The sequence below is a fragment of the Stenotrophomonas maltophilia group sp. SKK55 genome (genome assembly GCF_057179845.1).
Genome location: NZ_JBXUHP010000013.1, coordinates 18,876 through 44,493 on the forward strand (window position 1 = coordinate 18,876; position 25,618 = coordinate 44,493).

The following is a 25,618-nucleotide window of genomic DNA, read 5'->3' on the forward strand; positions in this document are numbered from 1 at the left end:
CTGCCGGTCAGCGGGGGAGACTATGAGTGCTTGACAACCATAGTTGCGCCAATGGAAGCAGGAAATTGGCTCAACCTATGGTTGCGGATGGCGACAAACCTTTGGTTGCCCGTCTACGCATCAGTCGCGTCACTGCTGTTTCCGCTTCATGCCCGGCGCACAGTGCGGGCTTTGCTGCTCTTCGCCCTGCCGATGATGCTGCAGGTAGCCAACGCAGCCGAGCGTACCCGCCCTTCCGGGCGCATCGTGATTCAGACCGACGATGTCACGCGCTTCTTCAGCGTGCTGGATGCAAGCGGAGGGAAGCCGAATGCCGACGATCTGCAGCGCGGCTATCTGCATGCGGGTACGGATGCACTACGCAGCTTCACTGACAGCCGTATCGGCTCGATGGATCGTCTTGCAGATGCGATCCAGCGCAGACCTGCGCTGTTTGCCAAAGCACGTACCTGTGCGACGGCGCTGCCGGAGATCCGCGAGCGGGTTGCCAAGGCACTCGATCGGTTGGGCACTCTGCTTCCCTCCGCACGTTTTCCGCCGGTCACCGTGCTGGTGGGTCGGGGCAACAGCGGGGGTGTCACCACGCCCGACGGCGTGGTGATCGGACTGGAGGCACTGTGCAACGCCGACTGGATGCAGCCCGATGTGGGCGACCGTTTCGTGCACCTGATCGCCCATGAGTACGTGCACGTGCAGCAGCCCGGTGCGAGCGTCGATGTCGCGCAGCCCACCCTGCTCTATCAGACGTTGCTTGAAGGCGGCGCCGAGTACGTGGGCGAACTGATCTCGGGGCAACCGGCCAACGCGCATCTGCGTCGTTGGACGCAGGGCCGCGAATGCGCCCTGGAACGCCAGTTCGCCCGGGACAGCGCTGGTACTGATCTGTCGCAATGGCTCTACAACGGCGCCGGCGACGAAACGCGCCGCGGCGATCTTGGCTACTGGATCGGCTACCGCATTGCCGCTGACTACGTTGCCCGCGCCGATGACAAAGCCAGTGCCGTCGCCACGCTGCTGGCGGTGCGTCCGGAAAGTGCGCCGGCACTGTTTGCCGCAAGTGAATGGCGCCCGGCGTGTGGGCCAGTGGAAAACGGGCAGGAATGAGGCCGTCTTCAGGCTGATGAATTGGGCGATTCAAGCAACTGCAAGGCCATCGCCTCTGTGCACATCAGCTCGCCTGATCTCACTCGTTAAGCTTTGCTGATGAACATATTTCACAACCCTTCCACGTCTTCCAACTTCAGCTGAAAGCGCTTGTCAGCGTGGGGAACAAACGCCGCTATATTCCAGCTTCCCCAGACGAAGGAGGGAGTGCAATGAACCTGAACCCGCAACACATGAAGACGGCCCGCGCACTTGCTGTGGCGCTCATCGCCACCGTGAGCCTTGGCGCTTGTGCCACCTACAAGGACGAGTTCGCAACCATCAACTCGCGCCTCGATCAGCTCGATGTAAAGGTGCAGGGCGCTGCACAGAGTGCCGAGTCCGCCAACCAGTCGGCACAGCAGGCCAATCAGCGCCTGGATCAGATCGAAGGCCGCGTGCAGCAGCTTGAAAGGGCACCCGTCGGGCGCAAGCCGCGCGGCTGATCGCTCCCTCACCGTTTGAATTGATCCACCTCTGTATCGGGAACCAGTGGCCCTCGCCGGCCACTGGCCTCCTTCCACCAGGATTGCATTGCCAGGAGCCTTCCCATTCGTACCTCCTCCTCGCCTGCACGCCGCGCCCTCCATGCCGCTCTGGCCATGGCACTGGCCGTTGCATGCAGCGGCGTAGCCAACGCCAGGGACAAGGACGCACCCGCACCACCGGCGGCCGCCGTTGATGAACTTCCGCCCGACCAGAGCGTCTCCGAAACAGTGATCGCGCTGGCCGGCTGGGTGGTCGCCAGCAAGGACAACCAGGGCTATCCGTTCGCGATCATGGACAAGGCGGCCGCGCAGGTTCTGGTCTTCGGCGGCGACGGCAAGCTGCGCGGCGCCGCGCCGGCGCTGTTCGGTTCGGCCATCGGCGATCATTCTGCACCCGGCGTCGCCAAGCTCGCCCTGAGCGCGATTCCCGGCCACGACCGCACCACGCCGGCGGGCCGCTTCATTGGTGCCTATGGCCCCTCCGACGATGCCGGGCGTGTGCTGTGGGTGGACTACGATTCCGCCGTGTCGATGCATCCACTGCCGCCGGGCAGCCCGAAGGAAAAGCGTGCCGAACGACTGGCATCGCCCACGCCAGACGACAACCGCGTCACCCACGGCTGCATCAACGTCTCACCCGCGTTTTACGAGCAGATCGTGCACTCCACGTTCGAGAAGGGCGGCGTGTTCTACATCCTGCCGGACAAGGATTCGATCGCGAAGACGTTCCCGGAATTCGCGCAGAGCCGTGCCGCCGCAGATGGCGACGAAAAGAAGACCGCACAGCACGCTGGCGAGTAGTGCGTTTGTGCGTCCGCCCTGGGCGTTGTGGGCACATGCCTGGGCCTTGCCCGGCCGCCGGGGCGGCCGCGATGCACGGTCTGCTCGTGGAAAGCCGCCTGCCTATGAGACCTGGTGCCCCCCGAGGCGCGGCGCGCTGGCATCCTGCGACGATCCTGCGAGGCAATGTCTGCCTCGTCCATGAGGCCGCCGGTGGACCCACTCTTCCAGTTTTTGCTGAGCACGATGGGTGGCGTATTCGTCTTCCTGTTCTTCGTGGGACGTGAGTACCTGCGTGGCCTTGGATGGCTGCTCGGTTCCTGGGATCCGAACATGGGGTGCGCGACAGAAGATGAACTCATTTCGAACGCCAACCGCAGCGCCTTGCTGATTGCGGCGGTGCTTCTGGCGTGGGCCTTCATGGGCCCTTCTCCCTACCGCCGCAACTGGGAAATCGAAGTAATGGGCATCGGTACCGGCATGTTGCTTGCCTATGTGGTGATCATCCGCCTTGCAGCTTCAAGGGTGAAGAGGCTGCTCGGGTGAGCGTGCCTCACATCGGCACCCATGAGGATCAGGAAGCCGTAGCCCCTGCAGCCCGCGCCAATGCCGCGGCGTGCGCGTCGCCCTTCCGCTCGCTGTAGCGGTCCACCAGGTAGTCCGACCGGCCCCGCGTCAGCAGCGTGAACTTCACCAGTTCCTCCATCACGTCCACCACCCGGTCGTAGTACGGCGAGGGTTTCATCCGGCCGTCGTCATCGAATTCCTGCCAGGCCTTGGCCACCGACGACTGGTTGGGGATGGTGAGCATGCGCATCCAGCGGCCGAGCACGCGCAACGTGTTGACGGTGTTGAACGACTGCGAGCCGCCGCTCACCTGCATCACCGCCAGCGTCCTGCCCTGCGTGGGCCGCACGCTGCCATCTTCCAGCGGCAACCAGTCGATCTGGTTCTTGAACACGCCGGTGACCGTGCCATGCCGCTCGGGGCTGACCCAGACCTGCCCTTCCGACCACTGTGACCATTCGCGCAGTCGCTGCACTTCGGGGTGATTCCTGTCCACGCTGTCCAGCATCGGCAGCGCATGCGGATCGAACACCCGGGTATCGCACCCCAGGTGGCGCAGCAGCCGCTCGGCTTCCAGCGCCAGCTTGCGGCTGAACGACTGGGGCCGCAGCGAGCCGTAGAGCAGGAGAATGCGTGGCGGCCCCAGATCTGCCGCGGCGAGCTGATGATGATTGGGCTGGGGCAATGACGATTCCGCCAGGTTGGGCAGGTCCAGGCTTGTGATTGGCTTATTCATTCGATTATTCTAGAAATATGGAAACGTCGAATGCAATCGCTGCCCTGACCGCCCTCGGCCATGCCACCCGCCTGGCTGCCTTCCGCCTGCTGGTGGAGGCGGGCCCGGCAGGGCGCATGGCGGGCGACATCGCCACGGCCCTGCAGGTGCCTCCCGCCACGCTCAGCTTCCACCTGAAAGAGCTGGTGCAGGCCGGGCTGGTGGAGAGCGAAAGCCAAGGCCGCCACGTCTGCTACCGCGCCAACTTCGATGCGATGAACGGCTTGATCCAGTACCTGACGCACAACTGCTGCGCGGGCTCCCCGGATGAGCGGTGCGCGGTCACCGAACCGGCATGCAGGTGCTGAGATGAAACCCGATCCGGTGATTCGTGCAGGCACGCGCGACGACCTGTGCTCCATCCGCGACCTTCTGCGGCAGGCGCAGTTGCCCGTGGCCGATCTGGAAAGCAGCGAGGTGGCGTTTCTCGTCGCAGACCTCGACGGCATTCCCGTGGGTGCCGTTGGATTGCAGATCTTCGGCGCGTCGGCCCTGCTTCGCTCGCTGGTGGTGTCCGACGACCGACGCAATACCGGCCTTGGGCGCGCGTTGCTGTCAGCGGCCGAGGACATGGCCCGCCGCATGCAGGTCAGGGAACTGGTGCTGCTGACAACGTCGGCAGGCCCGTGGTTCGCGCGGCACGGCTATGCCGGATGCGATCGCGCGCAGATAGCGGAGGCGATCCGCAGCTCTGCCGAGTTCACTAGTCTCTGCCCGGCCAGCGCGCTGTGCATGTCCAAGCCACTCCCTGACCACGGAAGCCACATGACCCGCAATGTCTTGTTCCTCTGCACCGGCAACAGCGCGCGCAGCGTGCTGGCTGAAGCCACCCTGCGCGCCTGGGGCGGCGATCACTTCAGCGCATTCAGTGCGGGCAGCCAGCCCACTGGCCAGATCAATCCCTTCGCGCTCGCCCAGCTGCAGGCCGAAGGAATGCCCATTGACGGGCTGCGCAGCAAGTCGTGGGATGAGTTCGTGGATGCAGCCCCGATGGATCTGGTGATCACCGTGTGTGACGCGGCCGCTGCCGAAGCCTGCCCTGTGGTGTTCGGTGACTTCATCCGCAGCCACTGGGGCCTGCCTGATCCGGCCGCCGTGGCAGGCAGCGATGCCGACAAGGCCGCAGCCTTCGCACTGGCCCATGCCATCGTGAAAACGCGCCTGCGTGCGCTGCTCGCACTGCCCGAATCGGTGTGGTCTGAACGCGAAGCGCTGCAGCACGCGCTGGACCGGATCGGCCAGCTGCTGCCGACCGACGGCGCGCAGTGACGGTGCCACTGCCATGAGTCTGTTCGAGCGACACCTGACGCTGTGGGTTGTGCTGTGCATTGCGATGGGCACGCTGCTGGGCCACGTCCTGCCCGATGCCTTCGCGGTGCTGGCCTCCGCCGAAGTGGCCAAAGTCAACCTGCCGGTTGCGGTGCTGATCTGGCTGATGATCATCCCGATGCTGCTGAAGGTCGACTTCACTGCGATGCGCCAGTTGCAGCAGCACTGGAAGGGCATCGGCGTGACGCTGTTCATCAACTGGGCCGTGAAGCCGTTCTCGATGGCGCTGCTGGGCTGGCTGTTCCTGCGCCATGCCTTCGCGGACTGGCTGCCCGCAGCACAGATCGACAGCTACATCGCCGGTTTGATCCTGCTGGCGGCCGCGCCCTGCACCGCCATGGTGTTCGTGTGGAGCAACCTGTGCCGCGGTGATGCCAACTTCACCCTGAGCCAGGTGGCCTTGAACGACGCGATCATGGTGGTTGCCTACGCGCCGGTGGTTGCACTGCTGCTGGGCCTGTCGGCGATCACCGTGCCGTGGGACACGCTGCTGTTGTCGGTGGGTCTCTACATTGTGGTGCCGGTGCTGGTGGCCGCCGTGCTGCGGCATTGGATCCTTTCGCGCAGCGGCGAGGCGGGCCTGCAGCGCGCGCTTCGACGGCTGGGCCCGCTGTCCCTGTCCGCGCTGCTGCTGACGCTGGTGCTGCTGTTCGGGTTCCAGGGCCAGCAGATCGTGAAGCAACCGCTGGTGATCGCGCTGATTGCGGTGCCGATCCTGATCCAGGTCTATTTCACTTCGGGCCTGGCCTACCTTCTGAACCGCCGTCTGGGCGTGGCGCATTGCGTGGCCGGCCCGTCAGCGCTGATTGGCGCCAGCAACTTCTTCGAACTGGCGGTGGCGACTGCGGTGGGACTGTTCGGCGTGCACTCGGGAGCGGCGCTGGCCACCGTGGTGGGTGTGCTGATCGAGGTACCGGTCATGCTGTCCGTGGTGCGGATCGTGAACCGTACTCAGGCTTGGTACGAAGGACCCGAAGAGCGCTGACAACCAGAGTGGGGCGAGTTCGATCTACGTTCTTCGCTCCGCACTGTCGTCATCGGCTTGGTGGGGTACCCATATCCCTGTCATCAAGTTCGAACCATGTCGCATATTCCCCATGCTGCTACGGACGTTGCGGCACCTGCGTCAGCGACGGCTTAGCAGGATGCAAGAATGCTGAAAGCGTCTTCGATCAAACGCTGTTTGCAACTCGTCTGATTGGCGTTGCGCAGCGACAGCGGTACAGATGGCGGGCCACCGGAAAATCGGTGGCCGGGCCTCGAAAACCCGTTAGATCACGAACGTTGTTTGCGCTTGCCAGCCGGCGTCACCCCGCGTGGCGCCGGCTGGCATTCCGTCTGCCGGCTATGGCGGGCGGAGCGTGGAGGCCTTGCGCCTGCCGGTCTTGTTCGTGATCTCCCGGTTTTCGAGCCACGTCTCCGCCCGCCACCTTTGCGTGGCGGCTACCGTCTGTCCTGCACGGAGCACTGCCATGACCTCACCGGACTTCCCCCGCCTGCATCCGCATCGCTCGTCCGCCACTGGCGGTGAGCCCTCAGAGCACGCGGCTGCGACCGACCCGAACGCCTTCATCGCCACGCTTCACCGCATCGGCAAAGGCGCGGCCGCCGATGGCCAACCCTGGCCGGAGCGTCACCAGATGCCGGGCCGTTGCATGGCGCTGGGCGATGCGGACTGTGCACTGGCCGGCCAACGCGTGACGTTGGAGCTGCTGCTGGCGGCCGAGCGCGTGCGCCAGAACGGCACGGAGGCCGAGTACGTGGGCGACCGGGTGATGGAAGGGCTGATCATGGCGTGCCTGACGATGAACGCACAGGCCAGCGCGCGCATGCAGCCGGACGGGTGACGCCGGCGCCACATCACTCGCAGAGCGCGCTGTCTTCCTTCAACGCGGCATCCTGCAGTGGCTGGCGCTGTTCGATCTGCTCACGCTGTTCCGCCGTCGGCTCGCCCAGCCACCACACACGGCAGCGCGCGGTAAGACGGCCGACCATCTTCGCCTGCGTGGGTGAGTACAGCATCGCCAACGCGGTGCCGGGGCAGTCGTGGGCCTGGCAGGCGGTGTAGAACCACCACGGCTCGCCCTGCAGCACCAGCAGCTCGCCAGGGCCGCTGGGTCCGCTCAACAGGCGTTGGCGCAGCGAGGGAATCTCCTTGTCGGCGGATTCGGCTGCGGCCGTGTTCTTCATCAGGGCGTTGAACGCGGCCAGCACCTTCGGATCCTTGCGGCCACAGTCGTCCACGGTGTTGCCGCCCACCAGGGTGAAGAAGTGGGTCGCCAGCGGGTTGTCCGCGCAGGTCAGTTCGCCGCCGGCGCCCGGGTCTTCCGGTTCGCCTTCGTTGTCCCACACCGAGGGGGCCACGCCGTCTTCGGCGGACGGTTCCTCCTCGACCACCGTCGCCGCGGCGGCCGGTGCTTCGGTGGTCGGCGCTGGCGCCGCAGCAGGTGCAGTCCCGCCAGTCTTCTCCGGTGCCTGTCCGCAGGCTGCCAGCAGCGCGGCCATCATCGCCATCCCTGTGATTCGCATCTTCATCGCGTGTCCTTGTCTGATCTGCGCTGCATCCACCGAATCGGCGGCCGCGTGATTCTAATGCGCTGTTCGCCGAAGATGGCTTTGTGCTGCAAAGCAACCAGCCGCCCGTGCGCGGCCGCAGTGCGATCGAGGCCGCGTATGCCGGCCAGGGCAGCAGTCCGTTGCGGCTGCGCGCCTTGGCGTGTTCGATGGAGGGCAACACGGGCTACATCATTGGTGCGTACGGCTACGGCAGCAACGTGAGGGATACCGGCAAGTTCACGCTCATGCTGAAGCGCGAGGGGGATGGGCCGTGGTTGATTTTATCGGACATGGACAACAGCAACGCACGGCCGCGCGCGCGGTGATGAATGCCGCCGGGCATGGCCCGGCGCTACCGGGCGCCAACCAAGGTTGGCAGCTACCAGAAGCGGGATCCGTCCTGGATCTACGCCATGCGTGGATGGAGCGCGCATAAAAAAACCCCGGCGCGTGGCCGGGGTTTTTCGATTCACTTGAACAGCGTGTCCGGATACTCCGGTTTCTGTTCCCGCGCCAGCAGTGCGCGCAGGCCTTCTTCCGGGGTCTGCTCGCCATGCAGCACGGCACGCACACCGTCGGAGATCGGCAGGTCGATGCCATGACGGCGCGCCTGTCGCATCACTTCGTCGGCAGTCTGCACCGACTCGACCACCTGGCCGATCTCGCGCACGGCATCCTGCAGCGTCTGGCCGCGGCCCAGGGCCAGGCCCAGGCGGCGGTTGCGCGACAGGTCCCCGGTGCAGGTCAGCACCAGATCGCCCAGGCCGGCCAGGCCCATCAGCGTTTCCGGCTTGGCGCCGATCGCAGCGGCCAGGCGCAGCATTTCGTTGAGGCCGCGGGTGATCAGGCCGGCACGGGCGTTGAGGCCCAGCTGCATGCCATCGGCCACGCCGGTGGCCACGGCCAGCACGTTCTTCATCGCACCGCCCAGCTCGGCACCGACCATGTCGTCGCCGGTGTAGGCGCGGAACGCCGGGCCATGCATCGCCTCGGCCACCGTCTGCGCGAACTCGGGCACGTCGCCGTGCACGGTGATCGCGGTCGGCAGGCCCTGGGTGACTTCCTTGGCGAACGACGGCCCGGTGACGACGGCCAGCGGCACATCCTCACCCAGCACTTCGCGCGCCACTTCATGCAGGAAACGGCCCGAACCGGGTTCGAAGCCCTTGGTGGCCCAGGCCACGCCGGCACCGGGCGGTCGCAGCGGCGCCAGCGCACGCACGGTCTCGCCAAACGCGTGCGACGGCGTCACCACCAGGATCCAGGCCGCGCCCTGCACCGCCGACGCCAGGTCGGTGGTGGCACGCAGGCTGTCCGGCAGCGGGATGCCCGGCAGGTAACGCGGGTTCTCGTGGCGCTGGTCGATGGCCTCGACCACGGCAGCATCGCGCCCCCACAGCACGGTCGGGTGACCGTGCCGTGCGAGCAGGCTGGCCAGCGCGGTTCCCCAGGAACCGGCGCCGAGCACGGCGATCTTGTCAGCGGGAGTGCTCATCCGTGACGTCGCGGCAGGAATCAGGCGTTGCCGGCCGGCTCGGAGTCAGCCAGCGACGGTGCGTCGCCCTGCTCCTGGCGCTGGCGCAGGGTTTCTGCGTACAGGCCTTCGAAGTTGATCGGCTGCAGGAAGAACGGCGGGAAGCCGCCGGCCTGGATCAGGTCGCTGATCAGCTGGCGCACGTAGGGGAACAGGATGTTCGGGCACTGGGTGCCGAGCAGCACGTCGATCGACTGCGGGTCCAGGCCGACCAGGCCGAACACGCCGGCCTGCTTCACTTCGGCCACGTAGGCGGTGCGCTCACCGGCCTGGCAGGTCAGGGTCACGGCCAGCACGACTTCGAAGGCGTTCTCACCCAGGCGCTGCACCTGCTGGTTCAGGTTCAGCTGCAGCTCCGGCTGCACCTGGTCATTGAAGATGGTCGGCGCGTTCGGCGACTCGAAGGAGACGTCCTTGACGTAGATCTTCTCGACGGTGAAAGCGGGGCCGGTAGCGGCATCGACCGGCGCAGCGGCGCCGTTGGTGATCTCTTCGGACATTTCCAGTAACTCCAGGTGAATGCAATGAAAACGATGGTCGAACTACTGCGATGGGGGCGGGACCCGGCCCATACAAGGCCGGATCCGCCACCTGCGACAATCAGTTGCGGCCCTTGACCAGCGGCAGTTCGGCCTGCTGCCAGGCAGGAATGCCGCCGTCGAGCACGTAGACCTTTTCGAAGCCGGCCTTCTTCAGCGCCTTGGCGGCGGTTTCCGAGGCGTTGCCGCTGCGGCACACCAGCACCACCGGCGACTGCTTGGCATTGGCCACCAGCTTGTTTTCCGGGCCGAAGGCACTGGCCTGGGCATTGCGGCTGCCGGCAATGTGGCCCTTCTCGAAGTCACCGCTGGCCGACAGGTCGACCACCACCGTGCCGCCCGCGTTGATCAGCTGGGTCAGTTCGGCGGGCTTGATGCCCTTGAAGCCCCGGAACAGGCGGCGGATCTCGGTGACGATGATGGCCACGGTCAGGCCGACCAGGGCCGCGGACAGCATCGGGTTTCGGCCTGCAAAGGCCAGCAACTCTTCGTAATTCACTCAGGTCACGGGTCGATTAAGCGGGCGCCGATTGTCGCACAAGCCGGACGCGGCCCGTCACTGCCCCTTCCACAGGTCCGGCAGGCCGGCGGTCTGCCACCAGCGCTTGGCCTCCGGGTCCCAGCGCCAGCGCTCGACCACGACCACGGTGCGCTCGGCCTGGGTGTTCTGGTTGATCACCCCGATTTCGACCCGGCGCTCGACCAGACCACCGTCCAGCGAGGCGCTGCTGCGCTCGCGATAGGACGACACGCGCAGCTGCGCGTAACGGTTGAGCTCGAACTCGGTCGGCGGCTTTTCCTTGCGCAGCTTGGGGTCGAGGTAGCCGATGGCATCGTCCATGCTGCCCCAGCGGATGGTCGCCCCGTAGGCGATCTGGGTCTCTTCCAGCAGCTTGCGCTGCTTGCGGCTGAGGTCGTCGGCCGAGGCCACGGCACTGGCCAGCAGCAGGGAATACATCAGGAACTGGATGAGGCGGCGCATCGGTGGTTTCCCCAGAACGTCAGCCTGCCATCCTACCCTTTGGCGAAGGCAACAAAGCGACCGCTGAACTCGGCGGCAGGCCTGCCATCGGCACCGGGCTGGGTGGCGATGATGCTGATGCGGGCCTTGCGGCGCTGCCGGAAGGTATTCAGGAAGGCGTCCCAGCCGGTGGCTTCGGCCGCTTCGGCGTGGGCATGCAGGTCCTCATAGACCGGCGCCAGATAGCGCAGGTTGCTGTCGGCCACATAGACCTCGGCATCGTGGCCGGCCAGGCGCAGGCGCAGGCTGACCAGGGCCCAGCCGGACAGGGTCAGCACCGAGGCCAGGCTGCCGCCGAAGGCGTTGCCCTTGTCGTTGACGTTGGCCGCCAGCGGCGCGGTGATGCGCAGCACGCCATCGGCATAGCCGTCGAGCTGGATCTGCATGGCGCGGACCGCCGGCATGCAGTCCAGCACGTCCTGCAGGGCGGCCAACGAGGAAGTCAGGGCATCAACGGACATCGGAGCAGCAACCACGACAACGAAGGGCCCGCATAATGCAGGCAATGGTCGACCATACGATACCCACTGGCGCCACCCGTTCCGGCCCACGCTGGACCCTGATCTCGCTGCGCCCGCGGGGCCAGAACGTGGCGCTGCGCCGCGCCGTTGCCGGGCTGGGCGGGAATGTCCTGGCCCTGGCGCCCTGGCGCCTGCAGCGCCTGCATGGCACGGCTGTGGTGCGCCAGCTGCAACGCGCGCTGAACTGCGATCGGGTGGTGTTCACCAGCCCGGCCGCCGTTGCCGCAGCCGCGTCCCTGCTGCCGCTGGCCGACGTGCAGCGCAGCCCGTGGCTGACCGTGGGCGAAGGCACTGCGCGCGCATTGCGGGCACACGGCATCACCGAGGTGCACGCGCCGCAGCGGATGGACAGCGAGGGGCTGCTGGCGATGCCGGTGCTGGCCGACGTACAGGGCCTGCGCATCGGACTGGTGACCGCGCCCGGCGGGCGTGGCCTGATTGCCGCGCAGCTGCAGGCGGCGGGCGCCACGATCGAACGTGCCGACGTCTACCAGCGTCGCCTGCTGCGACTGCCCCCGCGAACGCTGGCGCGATTGGCGCATTCAGCACAGCCGTGGGTACTGGCCGTGAGCAGTGGCGAAGCGCTGCAGCATTTCTGGCAACAGCTTTCGCCGGCCGGGCAGCAGCGCCTGCGGGCGTCTGCCCGCGTGGTGGTTGCCAGTGACCGCCTCGGCGAACAGGCGCAGGCGCTCGGCCTGCAGCGCATCACACGCAGCGCCGGCCCCACCGCTGCGCAGCTGGTGGCGGCTGCACACGCCACGCTCACCGTCCCGGCAGCGACCTGAACAGGGACGTGGATCACGCTTGCCGCTGTCGTCGGCAACGGTGATGCTGTGCACAACGCAGCCTGCCGGCACCCCGACCGGCGACGTTGCCGACAAGGAAGCCCGATGAACGATACTCCGCCCGCACCTCCACCCCATCGACCCGTGCGCTGGCTGCTGCCGCTGGCCGCCGTGGTCGTGCTCGGCGCGGGCGGTTATGCCGGCTGGTACGTCTGGCAGCAGCAACAGCGCGAACATCAGGCGCAGGCACAGACCACGGCCGTACAGCTGAAGGGCCTGGAGGCCACGCTGGATGCGCTGCGCCGTGACCAGCGCGCGACCAGCCAGCGCCTGCAGGATGCGGCGACCACCAACCGCGTGCTGCGCGACGAGATGCTGGGACTCTCACAGCGCAGCGCGCTGCTGGAAGAGAACGTGGCCAAGCTGGCCGACAGTGCCAACCAGGGCCGCCAGGCGGTGCAGCGCGATGAGGCCGAGCTGTTGCTGACCCAGGCTGCTCAGCGCCTGAACTACGCCGACGACGTGGACGGCGCACGCCGCCTGTATGCACAGGCCGCCACCGCGCTGGCCGATCTGCCCGACGCCGACGGCCTGAACCTGCGCCAGGCGCTGGTGCAGGAGCGCGAGGCACTGGATGCGCTCGGCAGCGGCCCGCGCGTGCAGTCGCTGCAGCGCCTGGATGCTGTGGCCCGGGCGCTGCAGGGCCTGCCCTCGCAGATCACCGGTACGACCGGCAGCAGCACCGCCAAGCCCTGGTGGCAGGCCACGCTGGCACCGTTCGTGGACATCACCCCGAGCCGCCAGAACGGCCCACTGACTGCCGCCGAAAAGCGCAACGCCGACGATGCGCTGCAGCTGGAACTGACCTTGGCGCGCGCCGCGATCGAGCGCGGCGACCGCGCGGGCCGCAACACCGCATTGGACCGCGTGGAGCAGTGGGCACAGCGGCGCTGGCCGGATTCACCGGCCCTGCGCGCGCAACGTGCTGAACTGAAGGCCTTGCGCGAACTGCCGCTGCAGGCCAACGACGCTGTCCTTGGCAGCACCCTGCAACAACTGCGCACCCAGACCGACCGGAGGTAAGCCCGCATGAAACCCCTGCAATCCCTGGTCGTGCTGTTGCTGGCCGTGGCCATCGGCGTGGTCGCCGCGCAATGGCTCGGCGCCGATGACCTGAACCGCTTCGGCGAAGTGACCCTGCGCTACGGCGGCTACGACTATCACAGCAACCTGCCGAAGGTAGCGCTGCTGGCGGTGATCACGGTGCTGGTGCTGTGGCTGCTGTGGAGCCTGATCGCTGCACCGTTCCGTGCCTGGGGCCGCTACCGCCGCAAGCAGGGCCGGGTGCGCCTGATCGACGGCCTGCAGGCCTACGAGCATGGCCAGTGGCAGCGTGCGGAGAAGCTGCTGGACGGCGCCGCCAAAGACCCGGAAGTGAGCGCGGTCGCACTGGCCACCGCCGTGCGGAGCGCGCAGGCACGGGCCGACGGCCCCGCCGGAGAGGCGCTGCTGCAGCGCCTGGGTGAAAGCGACGCCACCCTGCAGGCGCTGCTGCGCGCCGAACAGCTGCTGGCGCGCGATCTGCCGGTCGATGCGATCAATGCGCTGGACGTAGCGGCGATCCAGCCGCTGCCGCCGCGCGGCCTGTGGCTGCGCACCGAAGCACTGGCACAGGCCGGCCGCGCCCACGAGGCGTATGGCCAGCTGGGTGCACTGCGCCAGAGCAAGGTGCTGCCGGCCGACGCGAACAGCGAACTGGAAGCACGCCTGGCCGCACAGGCGCTGCTGGAAGCGGCCGACGTCAACGCGCTGGCCGCGCAGTGGGAAGCCACGCCGAAGGCGCTGCGCCCCACCCCGGACGTGGTCGGCGCGTATGCCAGCCGCGCGGTGGCCCTGAACTGGGACGAGCCGGCGCTGCTGGCGCTGGAACAGGCCCTGGACCATCGCTGGGACGACGAACTGGTGGCGCTGTATGGCCGCCTGCCGGCCGAGCGCCTGGCCACCCGCCAGGCCAATCTGGCGCGCTGGCGCAACGTGCATGACGGCTCGGCCGCCCTGCGCCTGGCCCAGGGCCGCGTGGCCCTGGGCCAGCAGCAATGGGATGCCGCCGATGCGTTCCTGCACGAGGCCATTGCCGCGGGCGCCGGTGCACCGGCGTGGGAAGCGCTGGGTGAAGTGTTCGCGCAACGTGGCGAACACGCGCTGGCCGCGCAGTGCCTGGCCAATGCGCTGCGCCTGCAGCGCGGCGAGGACAGCGTGGAACTGGTGCGTGGCAGCGAAGCGCCGCTGCGCGCCACGGTGGAGGAGCAGCCGATCGCGGTGCAGCCGCCAGTGTATGACGCCAACGAAGAGCGCGACGAGTTCGGTAATCCGCGGTTGCCGTAAGCATGGCTGAGGTGTGCCGACCAACGGTCGGCACCCACCGGAGCAACCAACGAAAACGCCGCCCATTGGGCGGCGTTTTCGTACCAGCGCTACCGGCCAGCGGCCGGCACTACCGTGATGCTCAGCGTTCGACGATCGCCACCACGCCCATGCCGCCGGCGGTGCAGATCGACACCAGTGCGCGGCCACCGCCGCGTTCGGCCAGCTGCTTGGCTGCCGTGGCGATCACGCGTGCGCCGGTAGCGGCGAACGGGTGGCCGGTGGCCAGCGACGAGCCCAGCAGGTTGATCTTGTCCGGGTCGATGCGGCCCAGCGGCGCGTCCAGGCCCAGGCGGTTGCGGCAGTAATCCTCGCTCTCCCACGCACGCAGGGTGCACAGCACCTGCGCGGCGAAGGCTTCGTGGATCTCGTAGATGTCGAAGTCCTGCAGGGTCAGGCCGTTGCGCTTGAGCATCTCCGGCACGGCCACGGTCGGTGCCATCAGCAGGCCCTCGCCATGCACGAAGTCCACCGCAGAGACATGCGCATCACGCAGGTAGGCCTGCGGCTCATGGCCATGCGCGCGTGCCCACTCTTCGCTGGCCAGCAGTACCGCAGCGGCACCGTCGGTCAACGGGGTGGAATTGGCGGCGGTGAGCGTACCACGCCCGGAAACCTTGTCGAACGCCGGCTTCAGCGTCGCCAGCTTTTCCAGCGAGGTATCTGGGCGCAGGATGTTGTCGCGCTCGACGCCACGGAACGGTGCGATCAGGTCGTTGAAAAAGCCACGCTCGTAGGCGGCAGCCAGCTTCTTGTGCGACGACACCGCCCACTCATCCTGCGAGTCGCGCGAGATGTTCCACTCCTTCGCCATGTCCTCGCAGTGGTCGCCCATGCTCTTGCCGGTGCGCGGCTCGGCCACGCCCGGGAACTCGGGCTTGAGCTCGGAGAACTTGAAACCGGAGGTGAGCGCACGGATCTTGTCGCCGGTGCTCTTGGCGCGGTTGGCCGCCAGCAGGCGCGCACGCAGTTTCTTGCCGTAGACGATCGGCACGTCGGAGGTGGTGTCCGAACCACCGCCGATGCCCGATTCAATCTGGCCCAGCGCGATCTTGTTGGCGACAGTGATGATGCTGTCCAGCGAGGTGCCACAGGCGCGCTGCAGGGTGATGCCCGGGGTCAGCGGCGACAGGCCGGACGACAGCGTGGCTTCACGGCCCAGGTTCCAGTCGCTGGAGTGCTTGATCACCGCACCCATCGCCACTTCACCCAGCTGCTGGCCGTGCAGGCCGAACCGTTCGACCAGCGCGCCCAGCGTACGGACCGACATGCCGAGGTTGCCAACATCCGAATACGCGGTGTTCTGGCGGCAGAACGGAATGCGGACGCCACCGAGGATGGCGACGGGACGAGCGTTGGGCATGGAGATACCTGGCATGGATGAGGGTGTCTGCAACATGGCCTGCACGGCGGAGCAGGCATAATGGAGCCAAGTGTAGCTGCCGCCCTGTGATGGGCCAACCGTGGAACCATGAGCAAACCCGACCCCGCGATGAATGCCCTTGGCGTGCTGGCCCTGGAACTGGCCGGCGGTGAAATCCCCCGCCAGGCGGTACTCAGCGCCGAACAGGCCGGTGAACTGGCCGAACGCGTCGGCCGTGACCTGGCCAAGCTGGTGCCGCAGGTCGCCGAGCTGGACCTGGTGTTCGCCGCCGCGCATTTCGACCCGGCCGAAGTGCTGCGCCCGGGCTGGCCGATCCATCGCCGCCTGGAAGAGCTGCAGATGCGTGCCCCGGGCCGCAACCAGGGCCCGCGCCTGCTGGCCTTCGGTACCGATGCCGAGGGTGACGTGCCACTGCCGTTCCAGGCCGATGCCACGCTGGTGGGCGGTGGCCTGCGCGTGGTGCCGTTCCTGCTGACCGGCAGCGATGTGGCCACCACCAACGCGGTCGCCGATGCGCTGGAAGAAACCTTGCTGGCCAACGGCATGGCGCATGCCGACACCGCGCTGATGGCGCAGAACACCTTCGGTGCGCGCATCGAGCACGCGCGCTATTTCACTGTGAACGACCTGGCCGCGATGATGTCGATGCAGTACGACAACCAGGGCCTGGCCGCACTGTGGCCGCTGATCGAGACCGCGATCATGGCGCCGGGCGAGGACGAGTGGCTCAATGCCGCGCCCGAGCCGCTGCTGCGCTATACGCATGGCGAAGCACGCATGGCGCTGTTCGACCCGGCCGGTTGGTGCGCGCACTACAGCCACAGCAAGAACGACTGCGATCGCCTGAAGGGCATCTACGAGCAGTTCCTGATGCGCCAGCGACAGATGGCTGCGGTGCTGGAAGCACATGGCGTGCCGGTACTGTTCGTGCACTGCGAGGCCGGGCAGGACGCGCGCGAGCTGCTGTCGCGCTGATCTGCGGATCCGCACCGCCGGGCATGGCCCGGCGCTACCGTGCAATTGCGTTTCGCCGGGGCGCGACCGCCGTGCGTATTGCTGTAGCGCCGAGCCCATGCTCGGCTCAGGCCGCCGGAAGAGCAGCCGGGCGCGGGCTCGGCTCTACAGGAAGGGATGCAAGAAAAACGCCGGCTTGCGCCGGCGTTCTTTGTTTCTTACGGGGCCTTCTGGATCACCGCACAGGCCAGGCGCGCGCCGGCGTTGCCGGTCGGCTGGGTCTTGTAGTCGTCCGCATCGGCGTGAACGATCAGGCCGCGGCCGATGATGTCGAAATCATCACCCTTGCCGATGTTGACGTTGCTCGACACCGGGCCGTCGATGGTGGCCACGCCCTTGTCGTCGGCCTTGATGTTGGGCATGTCGCCGCCGTGGTGCGGATCGGTGGCGACGTTGCCATGATCCTGCTTGCCCGGGTTGAAGTGACCGCCGGCGCTCATGCCGTCCGGCGCGCTGCAGTCGCCCTTCTCGTGGATGTGGAAGCCGTGCTCGCTGCCCGGCTTCAGGCCGGTGATCTGGCCGGTCACGTGGACCTTGCCATCAACCACCTTGAAGGTGACGCTGCCCTTGGTCTCGTTGCCCTGGGTCGGTGCCAGCTCGGCGCTGGCCGTAGCATCGGCAGCCGGTGCAGCCGCCGGGGCCGGCGTTGCAGCCGGTTCGGTGGTGGCGCCGTCGGCCGGCGCGACCGGCGGGGTTTCAGTCTGTGGCGCGGCGGGCTGCTGGTTGCAGGCCGCCAGGCCCAGCGCGGCGATGGCCGCAAACAGCGAAGTGTGGATCAGACGCATTGGAATCTCTCCCTCGATGATGCCTGCAGTGATCAGCGGACCACCCGGATCACGCCACAGGCGATGCGGACGCCGGCATTGCCGGCGGGCTGGCTGCGATAGTCGTCGGCGTTGGCATGCACGACCAGTGCGCGTCCGGCGATATCGGTGGCGGCGCCTCCGCCAAGGGTAACCCCCTTGAGGTGGATATCGACGTTGGCGCGGCCCTGGGCATCGGCACGCAGATTGTCCATGTCGCCCAGGTGGTGCTTGCCGGTACCGGCGCGGCCATGCGCAGCACCACCGGGATTGAAGTGATTGCCGGCACTGCTGGCATCCACTGCACTGCAGTCGCCGCGCTCATGGATGTGGAAGCCCGCCTGCTGCATCGGCTGCAGGCCACCGACCAGGCCGGTGATGTGGATGCCACCAGGCTCCACCATCAGTGCGATGCGGCCACTGACGATGCTGGCCGAGGCCGGCGCGAGATTGGCCTCGCCCTGCTTCGCAGCACTGACCACGGTCGGCGGTGGCGGCGTGGGTTCGGCCTTCTTCGGCGCACTGCCACAGGCAGACAGCAGCACGGCGGCGGACAACGGCAGGATGGCAAAGGACAGACGCATCGAAGACTCCTTGCAGGTGACACTAAGCATTGCATCGTCCATGAACGATCAACGGTTCGGCAAGCGGGCGCGAGGATCGCGTGCAGGGACCGTTCAATGGCCCCCGCGGCGGCGCCCGGCGCCCAGCTTGCGGGTAAGGGTATTGCGGCCCAGGCCCAGGCGGGCAGCGGCTTCGGCGCGGCGGCCATGGGTAATCTGAAGCGCCGCTTCCAGCAGCGCGTGGTCGACCCGCTCGCGCACCTGCGCATGCAGCCCTTCCACACCTTCGGCCAGCTGGCGGCGCGCCCATTCGGCCAGCAGCACTTCCCACTGGCCTGGATCGGCACCGCTGATGCTGCCGCGACGGCCCCGCGTACGGTTCAGCGCGGTATCGACGTCGGCCACGCCGATGGTGTCAGCGGCGGCCAGCGCGGCCATCCGCCAGCACACGTTTTCCAGTTCGCGCACGTTGCCGGGCCAGTCGTGTTCGCGCAGCGCCTGCAGCGCCGCGGCGGTGAGGCGCTTCGGTGGCGTGTCCAGCCTGCGTGCGGCGGCGGCCAGGAAGGTGCTGGCCAGCTGTGCGATGTCCTCGCGGCGCTCGCGCAGCGGCGGCAGCTGCAGGCGCACCACGTCCAGGCGATGCAGAAGGTCGGCACGGAACTTCCCCTGCGCGACCAGCCCTTCCAGGTCCTGGTGGGTGGCGGCCACCACGCGCACATCGACACGGATCAGTTCGCGGCCACCGACGCGGAAGAACTCGCCCTGCGCCAGCACGCGCAGCAACCGGGTCTGCAACGGCAGCGGCATGTCGCCGATCTCGTCAAGGAACAGCGTGCCACCGTTGGCCTGCTCGAAGCGGCCGATATGGCGGCGCTGCGCACCGGTGAAGGCACCGGCCTCGTGGCCGAACAACTCGCTTTCCAGCAGCTCGGATGGGATTGCAGCGGTATTGAGCGCGACGAACGGACCCTGCGCGCGCGGCGATTCGCGATGCAACGCATTGGCCACCAGCTCCTTGCCGGTGCCGGTCTCGCCGGTAATCAGCACCGCCAGCGGTGCCTGCGCCAGGCGACCAATGGCGCGGAACAGCGCGCGCATCGGCGGCGTATCACCCACCAGTTGCGGCGGCTGGTCGCTGGGCGTTTCGGTGGCGGGGCTGGGAGCGGCCAGCGCGGGCGCCACCGCCGGCAGTACCCGCTGCGCCAATGCCACCGCATCGTCCAGGTCGAACGGCTTGGACAGGAATTCATGCGCGCCGCCGCGGAACGCACCGGCCGTGCTGGCCACATCGGTATAGGCCGACATCACGACCACCGGCAGCTGCGGCAACGCGGCCTTGAGCTTGTCCAGCAGCACCAGGCCATCGTCGCCGGGCATGCGCACATCGGTGAACAGCAGCGCCGGCGGCGCGCCTTCGCCCAGGGCCTGCAGGGCAGCCGCAGCGCTGTCGAAATCGACAACCTGGTAGCCCGCCTCGCGCAGCGCGGTGCACAGCACGAAGCGCACCGCACGATCGTCATCGACCACCCAGATGCGCTGCGCGGTGGTGGGGAACTCAGACATCGCGCGGGGCCTCCTCGGCCGGGGCGGCGCCGTTGCCGATCGGCAACAGCAGGGTGAACACGGTATGGCCCGGGCGCGAGCGGTAGGTGAGCGTGCCGCGATGCTCGCGCGCCACCTGCTGGGCCAGCGCCAGGCCCAGCCCGGTGCCTTCGGCGCGGCCACTCACCAAGGGCAGGAACAGGTGTTCGGCCAGTTCCTCCGGCACGCCACGGCCGTCGTCGGCGATCTCCAGGCGCAACGCCAGCGTGTGCAGCTGCTCGGCGATGCGCACGCCATGCTCCACGCGGGTGCGCAGGGTGATGCCGCCGGCACCGGCCTGGATCGCGTTGCGCACCAGGTTCCACACCGCCTGGGTGAGGCGGTCGGCATCGCCATGGAATTCGGGAATGCTGGGGTCGTAGTCACGCTGCAGGCGTACCGCCCAGCCGGCCTCGTTCTCGGCCAGGCGCAGCACGCGCTCGAGCGCGGCATGGATGTTCAGTTCGGCGTGCGGTGCGGCCGGGGCCGGCGACAGCAGCTGGTCGAGCAGGCCGTTGAGGCGCTCGATCTCCGAGCCGATCAGCTCGATCAGCTCGCGTTCGCTGGCCTCGCGCTGGGCCGCGCGGCGGGCCAGCAGCTGGGCCGCACCCTTCAACCCGGCCAGCGGGTTGCGCAGCTCGTGGGCCAAGCCCTTCAGCGCCGCGCTGAGCGCGCTGGGCAGGGCCTGGGTCGGGTCCAGCCCGGGGAATTCATCGACCGGATGCGCCTCCAGCAGCCAGCCACCATCGTCGCGGCGACTCATCCAGCCCTCGGCGAAGCGCGGCGCTTCGCCGGGCACCGCCAGCGCCAGCCGGTTCAGGCGCAAGCTGTCGCGCTCATCGCGGGCAAGGAAATGGGCCAGTGCCTCACCCTGCACTTCCAGTGCGGCCAATGGCTGGCCCAGCAGGCGGCGCCCGCTGACGCCCAGCCAGCGCCCGAAGGCCGGATTGCAGCCGATGATGCGGCCATCGGCCCCGGCCCAGGCCAGCGGCGTGCCCAGGGCATCGAGGGACGGCGGGGGAGAGGGGTCGGACATTGCACCAATGTAGTGCAAAACGCGGGGTTCGGGGTCAGAGTCCTTTCCTCGCGGAAAGGGATCTGACCGCATGCGCTGCGGGGTCCGGGGTCGGGTCCCTTTCCGCCTGGAAAGGGCTCTGACCCCTGCCGCAGGTCGAGCAAGCTCGACCACGACCACATGCGTGGCCGGTTACAGCTTCATGTTGAGGCCGACGAACACGCTGCGGCCCGGGGCCGGCGAGAACATCGGGCGTGCGCTGTCCCAGAAGAAGCTGTCGTACCAGGCGTAGGCGTACTCGCGGCCGGTCACGTTCTTCAGCTGCAGGTCCACGCTGAAACGCGGGGTGAGTTGGTAGGCCGCGCTGAGGTCGAGCACGGCGAAGCCTCCGAACTTGCCGGCCACGTTGCGCTCTTCCAGGTAGTAATCGCCCTGTGCACGCGCCTGCAGGCCCAGCCGCAGCGCATCCGTGGCGCGGTAGTCCACGCCCAGGTTGCTGATGTGGCGCGGGGTGGCGGCCACTTCCCGGCCCTGCAGGGAAATGCTGGCATCGCGGTCGTCGCGGGTGATCTTCGCTTCTTGGTAGGCGTGCGACGCCCATACCGTCCAGTCGTCGCCCAGCTGCAGGCTCAACTGCGCATCCACCCCGCGCCGGCGGGTCTTGCCCAGGGTGACCGTGGTGCCGGTGGCCGGCATGTTGGACACCTCGTTTTCCGCGTCCTGCTGCCACACCGCCAGGCGTGCCTGGCTGCCGGCAAACGGCTGGAATTTCAGGCCCAGCTCCATGCCGGTGTTGGTGGACGGCTGCAGGGGCGCCTGCCCCGGGGTGAGGTAGGCCGGTGCGGTGGAGCCGGTCAGCACCTGGAAGGTGCGGCCCCAGTTCGCGTAGACATGGGTGGTCTGGCCCAGGCTGTGGATGACGCTCAGCTTGGGCTGGCCGATGCTGCCGTAGTCCTGCAGGCGGCCGCTGACGCCGTTCATCAGGTGGGTGCGGCCACTGAAGCGATCGATACGATAGGCCGGCACGATCTTCCAGGCCTGGACGGGCTGGTAGACGGCCTGCACGTAGGCGCCCCAGTTGTCGAAGCTGTGGCGATCATTGTTCTGCACCCGCGCTGGCGGCTGGCTGAAATCAGTGGGTTCGGCGTAGGCGTAGCGCTCGCGGAGGTAGCCGTTGTCCTGCTGCTCGTAGTTCAGGCCACCTTCGACAGTGAGCGTGGGGCTGGCCTGCCAGGTGAGCGTGCTGAGCAGGCCATGCTGCCGCTCGTCCCACACGCGGCGCTGGCGCGGCAGGTTGCCGGTGGGCAGGTTGCTGAAGGTCACGCGGCGATCGTCTTCGTAGCGGTTGTAGTACAGCCGCGTGCCAAGGGTGAGTGCGTCGGACAGTTTCATGTCCAGGTGCGCGGCAAGCTGGCGCATGTCGCGGTCATCACCATCGTTGCCGTTGCGCAGCTCGCTGCCACGGCGGTGCGTGCGCAGCTCGTCGGCGGTCATGAAGCCGGGTTCGTCGGCTTCGTGGTGGTACGCACGGGCGGTCAGGCCCACGCGCAGGCCGTCGTCCAGCGAGCCATAGAACCACTTGCCGCCCAGCGAATATTTCTTCGAGGTGTCGTGGTCGCGGTAGCCGTCGCTGGCCTGGGTGCCGACGAAATAGTTCTGCGCGAAGCCATCGGCTTCGCGGCCGACTGCCAGCTGCGCATCGCGGGTGTTATAGCTGCCGTAGGCCAGGCGCGCATCGGTGTAGCTGCCACCCTGGCGCGTACCGAAGTTCACGTTGCCGCCGATGTTGTGGAGGCCGTAGCGCGGGTCGTTGGTACCGCGCACCACTTCGATGTAGCTGATGTCCAGCGGGAACAGCATGTCGATGAAGCGCTGGTTGCCGCTGTTGACGTTGCTGGGGATGCCATCGATCAGCGTCTTGATGGCATTGAGGTAGCCCTCACCGTTGAAGGCGCGGAAGCTGACCTTGCCCGATTCGGCGCCCTGCCGGGTTTCGGTGAGCTGGATGCCGGGCATCTGCCCGAGCAGTTCCCAGCTGTGCGAGACGTTGCGGTTTTCGATCTGGTCTTCACCCAGGACGTCCACCGAGGTCAGTACCTGATGCGCACTGAGCTGGCCTTCGCCGTGCTGGTGCACCTGCACCTTGCCGAGAGTGAGCGCGGCGTCGGCGGACTGTGCGAAAGCTTCAGGAGCAAACGGTGCGGCGGCGAGGGCGGCCACCAGGGTGGGAGTCTTCATGGGAAGGGGCGGCTACGATAAAATGTAATTATATAACATTTCACATGTAGCCGTTGTAGAGTCGAGCCACGCTCGACTGCTGCTGGCAAACGGCAGTCGAGCGTGGCTCGACTCTACAAAGACGGGTGGCGAGGGGGACTACACCGGGTAGCCGGTGGCTTCCCGTGCCTTCTTCCAGGCGGCTTCGAATTCACGCGCGGAAATTTCGTCGTCCTCGTCGAGATCCAGGAACGACACTGGCTGGTCGGCCAGCAGGAAGCGGTCGTCGCTGTGGGCATGCTCGTCGGCCCAGACCATCTTGGTCCCGTAGATTTCCACCTGCCGCACGATCTTCTCGCCGCGCGCTTCCATCAGCACATTGCCCTTGCCCAGGCCCGATTCGGCCCAGTGCTTGTAGTACTTCTTTGCGGCGGATTTCGCGCCGGATTTTGCGTTGTGCTTTGCGTAGGTCATTGCAGGAGCCCTGGCCGCAGGCGCGGCCGGAAAGTACGGAATGGCGCCATTATCAGGCATCCGGGGTCAGAGCCCTTTCCTTTGGAAGGGGTCCGACCCTTGCCGGTTCAGTTGGGCAGGGGCACGCCCTTCGGCCACAGCATCCAGATGTTGCCCTTCTGCTTCATGTCGCCAGCCAGCTTGCCGGCGGCATCGCCGCTGCCCCAGTACAGGTCGGCGCGCACTTCGCCGGCGATGGCGCCGCCGGTGTCCTGCGCAGCCACCGGGCGCACCACCGGGGTGCCGTCCGGGCGCGTGGTGGACAGCCACAGCAGGCTGCCCAGTGGCACCACGGTGCGATCCACCGCCACGCTGTAGCCCGCGGTGAGCGGCACGTTCAGTGAACCCCGTGGCCCCTCCGGGCTGTCCGGGTTGCGCACGAAGAACACGTAGCTGGGGTTGCTGCGCAGCAGTTCCGGTACGCGCGCGGGGTTGGCCCGTGCCCAGGCGCGGATCGCGTCCATGGTGACGTCTTCCTTCTTCAGCTGGCCCTGGTCCACCAGCCAGCGACCGATCGCGCGGTACGGGTGGCCGTTCTGTTCCGCATAGGCCAGCCGCACCTGCTTGCCATCGGCCAGGCGCACGCGGCCAGACCCCTGGATCTGCAGCAGCTGCAGGTCCATCGGGTCGGTCAGCCAGGCCAGCACCGGCGCCTTGGCGCCCTTGGCCGCGATGGTGCCGGCGTCGTCATAGGGCTTGAGCACCTTGCCTTCGACGCGACCGCGCAGGCGCTTGCCCTTCAGTTCCGGGTAGAGGCTGTCCAGTTGCACCACCACCAGATCATCCGGCGTGCCGTAGACCGGCACCGTCGCTTTGTCGGTGCGGGTGAGGCTGCCGGGGTAGATCGGCTCGTAGTAGCCGGTAATCAGCCCGTCGGCCTGGTGGCCACCGGCACGCAGCGCGTAGGCATCGAGGTCGCGCTGCAGGAACTGGCGGATCGCGGCCGGGTCCTTGTCCGCCACCGTCGCGGCGGTGGCACAGGGCTTGGCCCAGACCGCATCATTCTTCAGGCGGGTGCAGCTGCTGCGCCAGGCAACGAAGCCGGCCTGCAGATCGCTGTCCGAGACCGCTGGCAGGGCTTTCCAGTCGACCTTGGCGTAGGTGGCCGCCGGCGACGAGGTCGGCGTCGGCGCTTCGGAGCCCGTGCGGGGAGCGGTGGTGGCGCAACCGGCGAGCACCGCCGCTGCTAACAGGGTCCAGTGCTTGCGCTTGAAGAAGGTAGCGGAATCGATCATGCCGCCATGGTGGAGTGCTGGCCGCTGGGCGGCAACCCAGCGCGGGGTCAAGCGTTCATGCGCGGGGTCACGGCATCTGCAGCAGCAACGAATGCAGGATACGGGCGTCCTCGGCATCCAGCGTCTTCGGCAGGTCGTCGCGGCCACGGAAGCGGCGGTGGAAGGCGGCGACGGTGGCTTCGCGGTTGTCGAGCGGATAGCCGAAGCGGGCCAGCGCATTCCACGCGTCGAAGCCTTCCGGTGCCGCGCCGTCGGCCGCGCGCGGCCAGACGCCGAAACCGGCCTCGGCCAGCTGTTGCCACGGGAAGAAGCGGCTGGGATCCTGCTTGCGCGTCGGCGCCAGGTCGGCATGGCCGATCACCTGGCGCGGCGGGATGTTCAGGCGCGTGGTGAGATCACGCAGCAGCAGGATCAGCGATTCGATCTGTGCCGCACTGAACGGGCTGCGGCCATCGTTGTCGAGTTCGATGCCGATCGAGGCCGAGTTGAGATCGGTGATGGTGCCCCAGCGCCCGGCGCCGGCGTGCCAGGCGCGGCGCTCATCGGCGACCAGCTGGTAACGATGGCCATCGGCGCCGATCAGGTAGTGCGCACTGACCGGCCCGCCGCTGTTGGCGGTGCGCAACGTATGCAGGCTCTGCTGCACCGATTTCTGCTCGGTGTGGTGGATGACGATGATGACCGGCGTGCGCGCGTTCTGGTTGGGTGATGGCACCCAGGTGGCGAGCGGGTTGTGCGTCTCTCGTGGCGTGGAAGCGCAGGCGGCCAGCAGCAGGCAGGCCGAGAGCATCACAGTGGTGCGGATCGGTTGCATGGCCTGATTGTGCGCGA

Annotated in this window: 28 protein-coding genes and 2 pseudogenes; 14 read left to right on the forward strand and 16 right to left on the reverse strand. The window is 67.6% G+C overall.

Translation table 11 applies throughout. The features are described from left to right. The first annotated feature begins 162 nt into the window (after positions 1–162). The 4 genes from AC2A1N_RS07595 to AC2A1N_RS07610 all read left to right on the forward strand — a co-directional run bounded on the left by AC2A1N_RS07595 (position 163) and on the right by AC2A1N_RS07610 (position 2,957). Positions 163–1,104 carry a DUF2268 domain-containing putative Zn-dependent protease gene (locus AC2A1N_RS07595; protein ID WP_242889856.1) on the forward strand — a complete coding sequence of 314 codons (942 nt, stop codon included), beginning with the start codon at positions 163–165 and terminating at the stop codon, positions 1,102–1,104. A gap of 212 nt (positions 1,105–1,316) precedes the next feature. Further along, a complete protein-coding gene (locus tag AC2A1N_RS07600; protein ID WP_005420910.1) occupies positions 1,317–1,589 on the forward strand; it encodes a hypothetical protein in 273 nt (90 codons plus the stop codon). 156 nt (positions 1,590–1,745) lie between these two features. Beyond that, positions 1,746–2,432 (forward strand): L,D-transpeptidase family protein, encoded by a 687-nt coding sequence (locus AC2A1N_RS07605; RefSeq protein WP_484371927.1) that lies wholly within the window; start codon positions 1,746–1,748, stop codon positions 2,430–2,432. Between the two features lie 192 nt (positions 2,433–2,624). After that, on the forward strand, positions 2,625–2,957 hold the full coding sequence (locus AC2A1N_RS07610; protein WP_242889677.1) for a hypothetical protein: 333 nt from the start codon (positions 2,625–2,627) through the stop codon (positions 2,955–2,957). A 28-nt stretch (positions 2,958–2,985) separates the two neighbouring features. On the opposite strand, the gene arsH is transcribed toward AC2A1N_RS07610, so the two are convergent. Then, the gene (arsH, locus tag AC2A1N_RS07615) at positions 2,986–3,714 is read right to left on the reverse strand and encodes an arsenical resistance protein ArsH (protein WP_061479361.1); all 729 of its coding nucleotides are present in this window, start codon (positions 3,712–3,714) and stop codon (positions 2,986–2,988) included. A gap of 17 nt (positions 3,715–3,731) precedes the next feature. Between arsH and AC2A1N_RS07620 the strand changes: the two genes are divergently transcribed. From AC2A1N_RS07620 to AC2A1N_RS07640, 5 genes and pseudogenes are all read left to right on the forward strand, one after another. After that, the gene (locus AC2A1N_RS07620; protein WP_134968525.1) at positions 3,732–4,061 is read left to right on the forward strand and encodes an ArsR/SmtB family transcription factor; all 330 of its coding nucleotides are present in this window, start codon (positions 3,732–3,734) and stop codon (positions 4,059–4,061) included. Between the two features lies 1 nt (position 4,062). Beyond that, positions 4,063–4,482, forward strand: a pseudogene (gene arsN2, locus AC2A1N_RS07625) (arsenic resistance N-acetyltransferase ArsN2); the annotation flags it as partial. Between the two features lie 36 nt (positions 4,483–4,518). Next, on the forward strand, positions 4,519–5,022 hold the full coding sequence (locus tag AC2A1N_RS07630; RefSeq protein ID WP_242889848.1) for an arsenate reductase ArsC: 504 nt from the start codon (positions 4,519–4,521) through the stop codon (positions 5,020–5,022). Positions 5,023–5,035: 13 nt separating this feature from the next. Then, positions 5,036–6,067, forward strand: coding sequence for an ACR3 family arsenite efflux transporter (arsB, locus tag AC2A1N_RS07635; protein ID WP_111176795.1), 1,032 nt, complete (start codon positions 5,036–5,038; stop codon positions 6,065–6,067). Positions 6,068–6,554: 487 nt separating this feature from the next. After that, entirely contained in the window at positions 6,555–6,929 is a 375-nt protein-coding gene (locus tag AC2A1N_RS07640) for a hypothetical protein (RefSeq protein WP_061479364.1), read from the forward strand. Positions 6,930–6,942: 13 nt separating this feature from the next. On the opposite strand, the gene AC2A1N_RS07645 is transcribed toward AC2A1N_RS07640, so the two are convergent. Beyond that, positions 6,943–7,617 (reverse strand): hypothetical protein, encoded by a 675-nt coding sequence (locus AC2A1N_RS07645; protein ID WP_242889676.1) that lies wholly within the window; start codon positions 7,615–7,617, stop codon positions 6,943–6,945. Between the two features lie 59 nt (positions 7,618–7,676). On the opposite strand from AC2A1N_RS07645, the pseudogene AC2A1N_RS07650 reads away from it, so the two are divergent. Next, positions 7,677–7,964, forward strand: a pseudogene (locus tag AC2A1N_RS07650) (YybH family protein); the annotation flags it as partial. A gap of 143 nt (positions 7,965–8,107) precedes the next feature. Here the strand turns inward: AC2A1N_RS07650 and AC2A1N_RS07655 are convergent. From AC2A1N_RS07655 to AC2A1N_RS07675, 5 genes are all read right to left on the reverse strand, one after another. Beyond that, positions 8,108–9,133 (reverse strand): NAD(P)H-dependent glycerol-3-phosphate dehydrogenase, encoded by a 1,026-nt coding sequence (locus AC2A1N_RS07655; RefSeq protein WP_061479367.1) that lies wholly within the window; start codon positions 9,131–9,133, stop codon positions 8,108–8,110. A 20-nt stretch (positions 9,134–9,153) separates the two neighbouring features. After that, positions 9,154–9,672 (reverse strand): protein-export chaperone SecB, encoded by a 519-nt coding sequence (secB, locus tag AC2A1N_RS07660; protein WP_005407596.1) that lies wholly within the window; start codon positions 9,670–9,672, stop codon positions 9,154–9,156. 100 nt (positions 9,673–9,772) lie between these two features. Then, positions 9,773–10,210: a rhodanese-like domain-containing protein gene (locus AC2A1N_RS07665; protein WP_049416566.1), complete on the reverse strand. Its 438-nt coding sequence runs from the start codon at positions 10,208–10,210 to the stop codon at positions 9,773–9,775. A 57-nt stretch (positions 10,211–10,267) separates the two neighbouring features. After that, complete coding sequence (locus AC2A1N_RS07670; RefSeq protein WP_061479368.1) at positions 10,268–10,693, reverse strand: hypothetical protein; 426 nt, start codon at positions 10,691–10,693, stop codon at positions 10,268–10,270. A 32-nt stretch (positions 10,694–10,725) separates the two neighbouring features. After that, entirely contained in the window at positions 10,726–11,193 is a 468-nt protein-coding gene (locus AC2A1N_RS07675) for a YiiD C-terminal domain-containing protein (RefSeq protein WP_061479369.1), read from the reverse strand. A gap of 35 nt (positions 11,194–11,228) precedes the next feature. On the opposite strand from AC2A1N_RS07675, the gene AC2A1N_RS07680 reads away from it, so the two are divergent. The 3 genes from AC2A1N_RS07680 (at position 11,229) to AC2A1N_RS07690 (ending at position 14,423) form a co-directional block, all read left to right on the forward strand. Further along, positions 11,229–12,038 (forward strand): uroporphyrinogen-III synthase, encoded by an 810-nt coding sequence (locus AC2A1N_RS07680; protein WP_061479370.1) that lies wholly within the window; start codon positions 11,229–11,231, stop codon positions 12,036–12,038. A 105-nt stretch (positions 12,039–12,143) separates the two neighbouring features. Then, positions 12,144–13,121: a uroporphyrinogen-III C-methyltransferase gene (locus AC2A1N_RS07685; RefSeq protein ID WP_061479371.1), complete on the forward strand. Its 978-nt coding sequence runs from the start codon at positions 12,144–12,146 to the stop codon at positions 13,119–13,121. A gap of 6 nt (positions 13,122–13,127) precedes the next feature. Beyond that, positions 13,128–14,423 carry a heme biosynthesis HemY N-terminal domain-containing protein gene (locus AC2A1N_RS07690; RefSeq protein WP_061479372.1) on the forward strand — a complete coding sequence of 432 codons (1,296 nt, stop codon included), beginning with the start codon at positions 13,128–13,130 and terminating at the stop codon, positions 14,421–14,423. 121 nt (positions 14,424–14,544) lie between these two features. Here the strand turns inward: AC2A1N_RS07690 and AC2A1N_RS07695 are convergent, their stop codons facing one another. Further along, positions 14,545–15,840: an acetyl-CoA C-acetyltransferase gene (locus AC2A1N_RS07695; RefSeq protein WP_152985301.1), complete on the reverse strand. Its 1,296-nt coding sequence runs from the start codon at positions 15,838–15,840 to the stop codon at positions 14,545–14,547. A 93-nt stretch (positions 15,841–15,933) separates the two neighbouring features. On the opposite strand from AC2A1N_RS07695, the gene AC2A1N_RS07700 reads away from it, so the two are divergent. Beyond that, complete coding sequence (locus AC2A1N_RS07700; RefSeq protein ID WP_061479373.1) at positions 15,934–16,821, forward strand: hypothetical protein; 888 nt, start codon at positions 15,934–15,936, stop codon at positions 16,819–16,821. Between the two features lie 197 nt (positions 16,822–17,018). On the opposite strand, the gene AC2A1N_RS07705 is transcribed toward AC2A1N_RS07700, so the two are convergent. From AC2A1N_RS07705 to AC2A1N_RS07740, 8 genes are all read right to left on the reverse strand, one after another. Then, positions 17,019–17,645, reverse strand: a complete 627-nt coding sequence (locus AC2A1N_RS07705) for a superoxide dismutase family protein (protein WP_242889675.1) — start codon at positions 17,643–17,645, stop codon at positions 17,019–17,021. Between the two features lie 32 nt (positions 17,646–17,677). After that, on the reverse strand, positions 17,678–18,247 hold the full coding sequence (locus AC2A1N_RS07710) for a superoxide dismutase family protein (protein WP_049439225.1): 570 nt from the start codon (positions 18,245–18,247) through the stop codon (positions 17,678–17,680). A 93-nt stretch (positions 18,248–18,340) separates the two neighbouring features. After that, positions 18,341–19,789 (reverse strand): nitrogen regulation protein NR(I), encoded by a 1,449-nt coding sequence (gene ntrC / locus AC2A1N_RS07715; RefSeq protein ID WP_154350029.1) that lies wholly within the window; start codon positions 19,787–19,789, stop codon positions 18,341–18,343. Further along, the gene (locus AC2A1N_RS07720) at positions 19,782–20,843 is read right to left on the reverse strand and encodes a two-component system sensor histidine kinase NtrB (RefSeq protein ID WP_061479397.1); all 1,062 of its coding nucleotides are present in this window, start codon (positions 20,841–20,843) and stop codon (positions 19,782–19,784) included. The genes ntrC and AC2A1N_RS07720 overlap by 8 nt, the downstream gene beginning before the upstream one ends. Before the next feature lie 171 nt (positions 20,844–21,014). After that, entirely contained in the window at positions 21,015–23,060 is a 2,046-nt protein-coding gene (locus AC2A1N_RS07725; RefSeq protein ID WP_242889674.1) for a TonB-dependent receptor, read from the reverse strand. A gap of 138 nt (positions 23,061–23,198) precedes the next feature. Then, on the reverse strand, positions 23,199–23,513 hold the full coding sequence (locus AC2A1N_RS07730) for a hypothetical protein (protein ID WP_484371935.1): 315 nt from the start codon (positions 23,511–23,513) through the stop codon (positions 23,199–23,201). A gap of 107 nt (positions 23,514–23,620) precedes the next feature. Continuing rightward, a complete protein-coding gene (gene mltA, locus AC2A1N_RS07735) occupies positions 23,621–24,787 on the reverse strand; it encodes a murein transglycosylase A (RefSeq protein ID WP_154350027.1) in 1,167 nt (388 codons plus the stop codon). Positions 24,788–24,854: 67 nt separating this feature from the next. Then, on the reverse strand, positions 24,855–25,601 hold the full coding sequence (locus tag AC2A1N_RS07740; protein WP_242889673.1) for an N-acetylmuramoyl-L-alanine amidase: 747 nt from the start codon (positions 25,599–25,601) through the stop codon (positions 24,855–24,857). Positions 25,602–25,618: the final 17 nt, after the last annotated feature.

Bases quoted from the DNA above. Each gene is read 5' to 3' on its own strand.
- AC2A1N_RS07640 (WP_061479364.1), top strand. From the start codon at position 6,555: ATGACCTCACCGGACTTCCCCCGCCTGCATCCGCATCGCTCGTCCGCC.
- AC2A1N_RS07620 (WP_134968525.1), top strand. From the start codon at position 3,732: ATGGAAACGTCGAATGCAATCGCTGCCCTGACCGCCCTCGGCCATGCC.
- AC2A1N_RS07710 (WP_049439225.1), bottom strand. From the start codon at position 18,247: ATGCGTCTGTCCTTTGCCATCCTGCCGTTGTCCGCCGCCGTGCTGCTG.
- AC2A1N_RS07670 (WP_061479368.1), bottom strand. From the start codon at position 10,693: ATGCGCCGCCTCATCCAGTTCCTGATGTATTCCCTGCTGCTGGCCAGT.
- AC2A1N_RS07725 (WP_242889674.1), bottom strand. From the start codon at position 23,060: ATGAAGACTCCCACCCTGGTGGCCGCCCTCGCCGCCGCACCGTTTGCT.
- arsB (WP_111176795.1), top strand. From the start codon at position 5,036: ATGAGTCTGTTCGAGCGACACCTGACGCTGTGGGTTGTGCTGTGCATT.
- AC2A1N_RS07680 (WP_061479370.1), top strand. From the start codon at position 11,229: ATGCAGGCAATGGTCGACCATACGATACCCACTGGCGCCACCCGTTCC.
- AC2A1N_RS07655 (WP_061479367.1), bottom strand. From the start codon at position 9,133: ATGAGCACTCCCGCTGACAAGATCGCCGTGCTCGGCGCCGGTTCCTGG.
- AC2A1N_RS07690 (WP_061479372.1), top strand. From the start codon at position 13,128: ATGAAACCCCTGCAATCCCTGGTCGTGCTGTTGCTGGCCGTGGCCATC.
- AC2A1N_RS07630 (WP_242889848.1), top strand. From the start codon at position 4,519: ATGACCCGCAATGTCTTGTTCCTCTGCACCGGCAACAGCGCGCGCAGC.
- ntrC (WP_154350029.1), bottom strand. From the start codon at position 19,789: ATGTCTGAGTTCCCCACCACCGCGCAGCGCATCTGGGTGGTCGATGAC.
- AC2A1N_RS07705 (WP_242889675.1), bottom strand. From the start codon at position 17,645: ATGCGTCTGATCCACACTTCGCTGTTTGCGGCCATCGCCGCGCTGGGC.
- AC2A1N_RS07600 (WP_005420910.1), top strand. From the start codon at position 1,317: ATGAACCTGAACCCGCAACACATGAAGACGGCCCGCGCACTTGCTGTG.
- AC2A1N_RS07720 (WP_061479397.1), bottom strand. From the start codon at position 20,843: ATGTCCGACCCCTCTCCCCCGCCGTCCCTCGATGCCCTGGGCACGCCG.
- AC2A1N_RS07645 (WP_242889676.1), bottom strand. From the start codon at position 7,617: ATGAAGATGCGAATCACAGGGATGGCGATGATGGCCGCGCTGCTGGCA.
- AC2A1N_RS07700 (WP_061479373.1), top strand. From the start codon at position 15,934: ATGAGCAAACCCGACCCCGCGATGAATGCCCTTGGCGTGCTGGCCCTG.
- AC2A1N_RS07605 (WP_484371927.1), top strand. From the start codon at position 1,746: ATGGCACTGGCCGTTGCATGCAGCGGCGTAGCCAACGCCAGGGACAAG.
- secB (WP_005407596.1), bottom strand. From the start codon at position 9,672: ATGTCCGAAGAGATCACCAACGGCGCCGCTGCGCCGGTCGATGCCGCT.
- mltA (WP_154350027.1), bottom strand. From the start codon at position 24,787: ATGATCGATTCCGCTACCTTCTTCAAGCGCAAGCACTGGACCCTGTTA.
- AC2A1N_RS07675 (WP_061479369.1), bottom strand. From the start codon at position 11,193: ATGTCCGTTGATGCCCTGACTTCCTCGTTGGCCGCCCTGCAGGACGTG.
- AC2A1N_RS07695 (WP_152985301.1), bottom strand. From the start codon at position 15,840: ATGCCAGGTATCTCCATGCCCAACGCTCGTCCCGTCGCCATCCTCGGT.
- AC2A1N_RS07685 (WP_061479371.1), top strand. From the start codon at position 12,144: ATGAACGATACTCCGCCCGCACCTCCACCCCATCGACCCGTGCGCTGG.
- AC2A1N_RS07740 (WP_242889673.1), bottom strand. From the start codon at position 25,601: ATGCAACCGATCCGCACCACTGTGATGCTCTCGGCCTGCCTGCTGCTG.
- arsH (WP_061479361.1), bottom strand. From the start codon at position 3,714: ATGAATAAGCCAATCACAAGCCTGGACCTGCCCAACCTGGCGGAATCG.
- AC2A1N_RS07730 (WP_484371935.1), bottom strand. From the start codon at position 23,513: ATGACCTACGCAAAGCACAACGCAAAATCCGGCGCGAAATCCGCCGCA.